The sequence below is a fragment of the Micromonospora acroterricola genome (assembly GCF_003172955.1).
Classification (GTDB): Bacteria; Actinomycetota; Actinomycetes; order Mycobacteriales; family Micromonosporaceae; genus Micromonospora; species Micromonospora acroterricola.
Genome location: NZ_QGKR01000231.1, coordinates 75,133 through 81,132, shown reverse-complemented (window position 1 = coordinate 81,132; position 6,000 = coordinate 75,133). Strand labels below are relative to the sequence as shown.

Sequence of the window (6,000 nt, the reverse complement as noted above, 5' to 3'; positions counted from 1 at the left end):
GCGGGGGGTTGCGGGTTCTTCGGGGCCTACGAAGGCTTCGCTGCGGGCGGCGCCGTCGTCGCCGCCGCCGAAGACGCGGGCGTCGTCGGGCACCTCGGTGTCGGTCAACCGGCGCACCGGCCGCCGCGGCTGCACCCACTGCCAGGGCAGGTTGCTGCCGGCGCCGCCCAGCTCGGTGCGCAGACGGGGCATCGCCGTGGGGCGGTTGTCGCGGATCCAGGCCACCAGGTGCTCGCGCACCAGGCAGCGCAGGTCCCACAGGCTGCCGGCGTCGGCGGCACTGACCAGCGCGCGTACCCGGACCGTCCCGCCGGTGGCGTCGGTGACCTGCAGGACGCAGACCCGGCCGTCCCACAGCTCGGTGCTCTCCACGAGCCGGCGCAGCTCCTCCCGCATGGTCTGCACCGGCACCGCCCAGTCGACGTCGAACTCGGCGGTGCCGAGCACCGCGGCCTCGGTCCGGGTCCAGTTCTGGAACGGCTTGCTGGTGAAGTACGAGGTGGGCAGGATCAACCGCCGGTCGTCCCAGATCTGCACCACCACGTAGCTGAGGGTCAGCTCCTCGATCCGGCCCCACTCCCCCTCGACGACCACCACGTCGTCGAGGCGGACCGCGTCGCTGAAGGCGAGCTGGAGGCCGGCGAAGACGTTGCCGAGCAGGCTCTGCGCGGCCAGCGCGGCCACCACGCCGACCACACCGGCGGAGGTCAGCACGCCGGCGCCGATGCCGCGCACGCTCGGGAACGTCATCAGCATCACGCCGACGGCCAGGATGACGATCACCGCGATGGTCAGCCGGCGCAGCATCACCACCTGGGTCCGTACCCGCCGGGCGTGGCGGTTGTTCGGCACGTCGACGCGGAACCGGGCCAGCGCGGTGTCCTCCACGACCACCAGCAGCGAGGCCACCAGCCAGGCCGTCGTGGCGATGACGCCCAGGACGAGCAGGTGCAGCAGCAGCCGCCGCCAGCCCTCGCCGACGGCGTACCCGGTGCTGAAGCGGGCGGCGAACTGCACCGCCAGCACCGTCGCCGCGACCTGGAACGGCCGGTGGGCGTGATCGGTCAACTCGGTCATCAGCAGCGACCGGCGGCCGAGCCGCCGGGTGATCCGGTGGACGACCTCGACCAGGAAAAGAGCGACCGCCGCCGCGACGAGCGCGGCGACGGCCGTTCCGAGATAACTCTGCACGTGCGTGGTGCTCCCCTCCGGCTGGGCGATGGTGCTCGGGCAAAGGCCCAACAATGCCCGACGTCCCCGGAATCGACCAGTTTCAGACCTTGCGGTACCGGGACTGGAGGAAGCAGAAGAGGCCGAAGGCGGCGATGCCCAGGGCGACCAGGCTGAGCAGCACCGCGCCGTACGACTGGTCCCGCAGCGCGTGCAGCGCGGCGTCCAGACCGCGGGCCTTCTCCGGGTCGTAGTTCACCGCCGCCACGATGATCAGCAGGCCGGCGATGCCGTACGCGACACCCTTGGCGACGTACCCGGCGATGCCCAGCCGGCGGGCCAGCTTGCGGGTCTTCGGGCTCATCTCGCCGGTCTTCAGGTGCTTCTCGAAGCGCTTGACCAGACCGTAGATCACCAGGCCCACACCGATCGCGGCGAGCACCAGCCCGGCCAGGCCCACCAGCCAGCGTCCACCGCTGGAGGTCATCAGCCTGCCGGTCAGCGCCTCCTGCTGGTCGGCGCTGTTGGAACCGGCGTCCTTGAAGACCTTGAACGCGGTCCAGGCGAAGTAGAGGTAGACGATGGTGCGGCCGGCCGAGGCGAGCCGTTCGACGACCCGCTCCCTGCCCCGCTCGGCGCGGTGCCCCACCGCCGCCTCCAGCGCCTGCCAGATCGCCATGGCGAGCAGACCCACCGCGGTGGCGATGACCAGGAACTTGCCCAGCGGCTGGGCGGAGAGGGTACGCAGCGCGCCGGACTGGTCGCCGTCGTCGGACGACGTTCCGAAGGCGATCTGCAACGCCAACCAGGCGAAGAGGAGGTGCACGATGCCGTAGCCGATGAAGCCGGCCCGGGCGAGGAGTTCCAGCCACCGGCTGTCCGCCGTGCGGGAGGCGGTGGCTTCGGCGCTACGGGTGAGTGACATGGCGCCACAATCTCCGATTACGAAGATCCCCAAACGTCGGCCACCGCCACCCGCCCCAGGTCAGCTGCCCGCGTTCCGCGCTACGCGGATCTTGACCTGCTGGTCGGTGACGCTGTCCAGGGTGACCGCGAAACCGCCGGCCTCGGTGGCCTGCTGGCCCGTGGTGAGCGTGAGCTGCTCGCCGGCGACCTCAACGGTCACCTGGTCGCCCTCCGCGCCGACCAGCTTGGCCTCGACGCCCAGGATGGTGGCGCTCGCGTCGACACCCCGCTCGAAGGTGACCGTGCAGGCGTCCAGCCCGCAGTCGGTGGAGGCGCCCTGCGAACTGCAGCCGGCGAGCACGGCGAGGCCGAGCGCCAGACCGGCGAACAGGCCGGCGGCGCGGCGGATGGGGGTCAGGGAAATGGTGGCGGATGGGTTCGTCACCCCGCCAAGGGTACGAGACGGGCGCGAGACCCGCGCCGAGCGGTGATCATCCCGGCGGCCGAGAAGGGCGTGGGGGCACCGGCTAGGGTCCCGGGCATGCCCTTCGACATCGCCCGCACCCGGGCCGCCTACCCCGCCCTGACCGAGGGCTTCGTCCACTTCGACGGGGCCGGGGGCACCCAGACCGCGGCCGGCGTGATCGACGCGGTCACCGACGCCATGCGCAGCGCGGTCGGCAACCGCAGTGCCGCCTTCGTCCCGGGCCGCCGCTCGCTGGAGCTGGTGGCCGCGGCCCGCTCGGCGGTCGCCGACCTGCTCGGCACCGACCCGGCCGGGGTGGTGCTGGGCCGGAGCGCCACCGCTCTGACGTACACCCTGGCCCGCACTCTCGGCGCGGCCTGGCGGCCGGGCGACGAGGTGGTGGTCTCGCGGCTCGACCACGACGCCAACGTGCGGCCGTGGGTGCAGGCCGCCGAGGCGGCCGGCGCGACGGTGCGGTGGGCCGAGGTCGACCGGCACACCGGCGAGCTGCCCGCCGGGCAGTACGCCGAGCTGGTCGGCGAGCGCACCCGGCTGGTCGCGGTGACCGCCGGCAGCAACGCCATCGGCACGGTGCCGGACGTGCCGGCGATCGCGAAGACCGCGCACGCGGTCGGCGCGCTGGTCTGCGTCGACGGGGTGCACTCGGTCCCGCACGGGCCGACCGACCTGGCCTCACTCGGCGCCGACGTGCTGGTCACCAGCGCCTACAAGTGGTCCGGGCCGCACCTGGCGGCGATGGTGGCCGACCCGGCCCGGTGGGCGGCGCTGCGCCCGGCGAAGCTCATCCCGTCCTCCGACGCGGTGCCGGACCGGTTCGAGTACGGCACGCCGAGCTTCCCGCTGCTGGCCGGCGTGGCCGCCGCGGTGGACCACCTGGCCGGCCTCGACCCGGACGCGGTGGGCGACCGGCGGGCACGGCTGCGGGCCGGGCTGGCCGCCGCCCAGGCGCACGAGGAGGCGCTGCTGGACCGGCTGCTCGCCGGGCTGGCCGCGCGCCCGGCCATCACCGTCTACGGCTCCCCGGCCCGACGCTGCCCGACGGTCTCGTTCCGGGTCGCCGGGATGTCGCCGGCAGCCACCCAGGAGGCGCTGGGAGCGACCGGTTTGTGCCTCTCCTCGGGCGACTACTACGCCTACGAGTACTTCCGGTTGATGGGGTTGCGCGACAGCGGCGGCGCGGTCCGGGCCAGCATCTACCACTACAACACGGCCGACGAGGTGGACCGGTTGCTCGCCGAACTCGACGTGCTGGCCGAGGGCGCGGGGACAATGGGCCGGTGAGCAACCTGGTCGAGGACAATCCCGCCAAGCACCGTTTCGAGATCCTGGTCGACGACGCGCTGGCCGGCTTCACCGCGTACCTGGCCCGGGGGGAGGTGCTGGTGTTCACCCACACCGAGGTGGACCCGGCCTTCCAGAACATGGGCGTCGGCGGCGCGCTGATCCGGGGCACCCTGGACGAGGTGCGCGCCCGTGGCGGCAGGGTGGTGCCGCAGTGCCCGTTCGTGGCCGCGTACATCGACAAGCATCCCGAGTACGCCGACCTCGTCGCCGTGTACCCGTGACGCGGTCGGGTCAGCGGGCGCCGGTCAGCACCTCCGCGGCGGCCTGCCCGCTGGCCCGGGTGGCGCCGTGGGTGGCCAGGTGCACCGCGCCGGTGACCAGCTCGGGCACACCCAGTTCCACCACGACCGCGTCCGGCCGGGTGGCCAGGGCTCGCTGCACCGCGGCGCGCATCCAGTCGTGCCGGTGCAGGTCGCGGACGACCAGCACCAGCGGGCGACCGCCCGCCCCGGCGCCCGGATCGGCCGGCACGTCGGGCTCGGCGTAGCGGACGGCGCTGGTGCCGGGCAGCAGCTCGGCCAGCGGCACCCCGATGCCCCACGGCGTCTCCGCGCCGATGGCGATGTTGCGCGGCGGCTCGAACTCGACCACGTGCGCCGCGCGGGTCAGGGGCAGCGCGACGGTTCCGGCGCCGGCGGAGGTGACCCGCACGGCGCGGCGGGCGGCGACCAGCCCGACAGCGGCGTCGCCGCGCGCTCGGGCCGACCGGGCCGTGCGGGCGGCCACCGTCCAGGCGGCGAGCTGGCCGACCCGCTTGGCCGCCTCGGCGAGGCGTTCCTCGGGCAGGTCACCGGAGACGACCGCGGCCACGATCGCGTCGCGCAGCTCCCGGGCCGCGTGCTCGTCGGCCCGTTCGCCGCCCACGCAGATCGCGTCGGCGCCGGCGGCGAGCGCGCGGACCGCCGCGCCGGCGAAGCCGTACCGGTCGGCGACCGCGCGCATCTCCACCGCGTCGGTCACCACCACGCCGGAGAAGCCCATCTCGTCGCGGAGCAGGCCGCCCAGGATGCGGTGGCTCAGCGTGGCCGGCAGCTGCGGGTCGAGCGCGGGCACGAGCAGGTGGCCGGTCATCACGGCCTGCACGCCGGCCGCGACGGCGGCCCGGAAGGGGGCCAGCTCGCAGGCGTCCAGCCGGTCCCGGTCGGCGGTGATGCGGGGCAGGTCGTGGTGGGAGTCGACCCGGGTGTCGCCGTGCCCCGGGAAGTGCTTGGCGCAGGCGGCGACGCCGCCGTCCTGGAGACCGCGGACCCAGGCGGCGGTGTGCCGCGCGACCAGCGCGGGGTCGGCCCCGAACGAGCGGACGCCGATCACCGGGTTCGCCGGGTTGGAGTTGACGTCGGCGTCCGGGGCGTAGTCGAGGGTGACGCCGGCGGCCGCCAGCTCGACGCCGAGGTCCCGGGCGACCGCCTCGGTCAGCTCCGGGTCGTCGACCGCGCCGAGGGCGAAGTTGCCGGGCCGGGAGCTGCCGTGGACCGACTCGATCCGGGTGACGTCGCCGGCCTCCTCGTCGATCGCCACGATGACGTCCGGCCGCTCGGCGCGCAGCGTCGCGGTGAGCGCCGCCACCTGGGCGGAATCGACGACGTTGCGGGCGAAGAGCACCACCGAGCCGAGCCCCTCGCCGAGCCAGCGGCACACCCACGGTGGCGGGGTGGTGCCGACGAACCCGGGTTGCAGGACGGCGGCCGCCAGCGCCGGGAGGTGCCCGCTGGGCGCGCTCACGCCGCCCCCTCGTGGCGGTCGCCGTCGGTCCCCGGTGCCGGCGCGCCCGCGCCGATCCGCTGGTTGCGCTCGCTCATGCGGCCCCCGTACCCCATCTCTCGCGCGCCCTCGGCGCACCGCCACCGGCAGGCGGTGCTGCCATGGTCACACTGGGCGATTCAATAGTCAATAAACCTTACAGTTGCCCGGCCGCCCGGTCCCGGGGAGAGTGCGGGGATGGACCCCGCCCTGCTGGCCGACGCCACGAGCCCGGCCGACATCCCCGGCGTACGCCTGCTCGGCCTGGTGGTCGGCGCCCTGCTGCTGCTCGCCGCGATCCGGGCGATGTTCGGCCGCCGCTGAGCGCGACCCACCCGATCGGGCACCGGCGG

Annotated in this window: 7 protein-coding genes; 3 read left to right on the top strand and 4 right to left on the bottom strand. The window is 74.5% G+C overall.

Annotated features, from left to right (window positions below; all coding sequences use genetic code 11):
• The 3 genes from DKT68_RS20725 to DKT68_RS20715 form a co-directional block, all read right to left on the bottom strand.
• The coding region (locus tag DKT68_RS20725; protein ID WP_109819063.1) for a mechanosensitive ion channel family protein at window positions 1-1,191 on the bottom strand (1,191 nt) is incomplete at its 3' end.
• 82 nt (window positions 1,192-1,273) lie between these two features.
• Window positions 1,274-2,095 carry a DUF1206 domain-containing protein gene (locus DKT68_RS20720; protein ID WP_109819062.1) on the bottom strand — a complete coding sequence of 274 codons (822 nt, stop codon included), beginning with the start codon at window positions 2,093-2,095 and terminating at the stop codon, window positions 1,274-1,276.
• Window positions 2,096-2,155: 60 nt separating this feature from the next.
• Window positions 2,156-2,521, bottom strand: coding sequence for a hypothetical protein (locus tag DKT68_RS20715; protein ID WP_109819061.1), 366 nt, complete (start codon window positions 2,519-2,521; stop codon window positions 2,156-2,158).
• 96 nt (window positions 2,522-2,617) lie between these two features.
• Between DKT68_RS20715 and DKT68_RS20710 the strand changes: the two genes are divergently transcribed.
• Entirely contained in the window at window positions 2,618-3,844 is a 1,227-nt protein-coding gene (locus tag DKT68_RS20710) for a cysteine desulfurase-like protein (RefSeq protein ID WP_109819060.1), read from the top strand.
• Window positions 3,841-4,128: a GNAT family N-acetyltransferase gene (locus DKT68_RS20705; RefSeq protein WP_109819059.1), complete on the top strand. Its 288-nt coding sequence runs from the start codon at window positions 3,841-3,843 to the stop codon at window positions 4,126-4,128. The genes DKT68_RS20710 and DKT68_RS20705 overlap by 4 nt, the downstream gene beginning before the upstream one ends.
• Window positions 4,129-4,138: 10 nt before the next feature.
• Here the strand turns inward: DKT68_RS20705 and DKT68_RS20700 are convergent, their stop codons facing one another.
• Window positions 4,139-5,629 carry a glycoside hydrolase family 3 protein gene (locus tag DKT68_RS20700; RefSeq protein WP_109819058.1) on the bottom strand — a complete coding sequence of 497 codons (1,491 nt, stop codon included), beginning with the start codon at window positions 5,627-5,629 and terminating at the stop codon, window positions 4,139-4,141.
• Between the two features lie 216 nt (window positions 5,630-5,845).
• On the opposite strand from DKT68_RS20700, the gene DKT68_RS32450 reads away from it, so the two are divergent.
• Window positions 5,846-5,971, top strand: coding sequence for a hypothetical protein (locus DKT68_RS32450; RefSeq protein WP_255421242.1), 126 nt, complete (start codon window positions 5,846-5,848; stop codon window positions 5,969-5,971).
• The last annotated feature ends 29 nt before the right edge of the window (window positions 5,972-6,000 follow it).

Coding starts and splice junctions, on each gene's coding strand:
- DKT68_RS20720 (WP_109819062.1), bottom strand. CDS start 2,095: ATGTCACTCACCCGTAGCGCCGAAGCCACCGCCTCCCGCACGGCGGAC.
- DKT68_RS20710 (WP_109819060.1), top strand. CDS start 2,618: ATGCCCTTCGACATCGCCCGCACCCGGGCCGCCTACCCCGCCCTGACC.
- DKT68_RS32450 (WP_255421242.1), top strand. CDS start 5,846: ATGGACCCCGCCCTGCTGGCCGACGCCACGAGCCCGGCCGACATCCCC.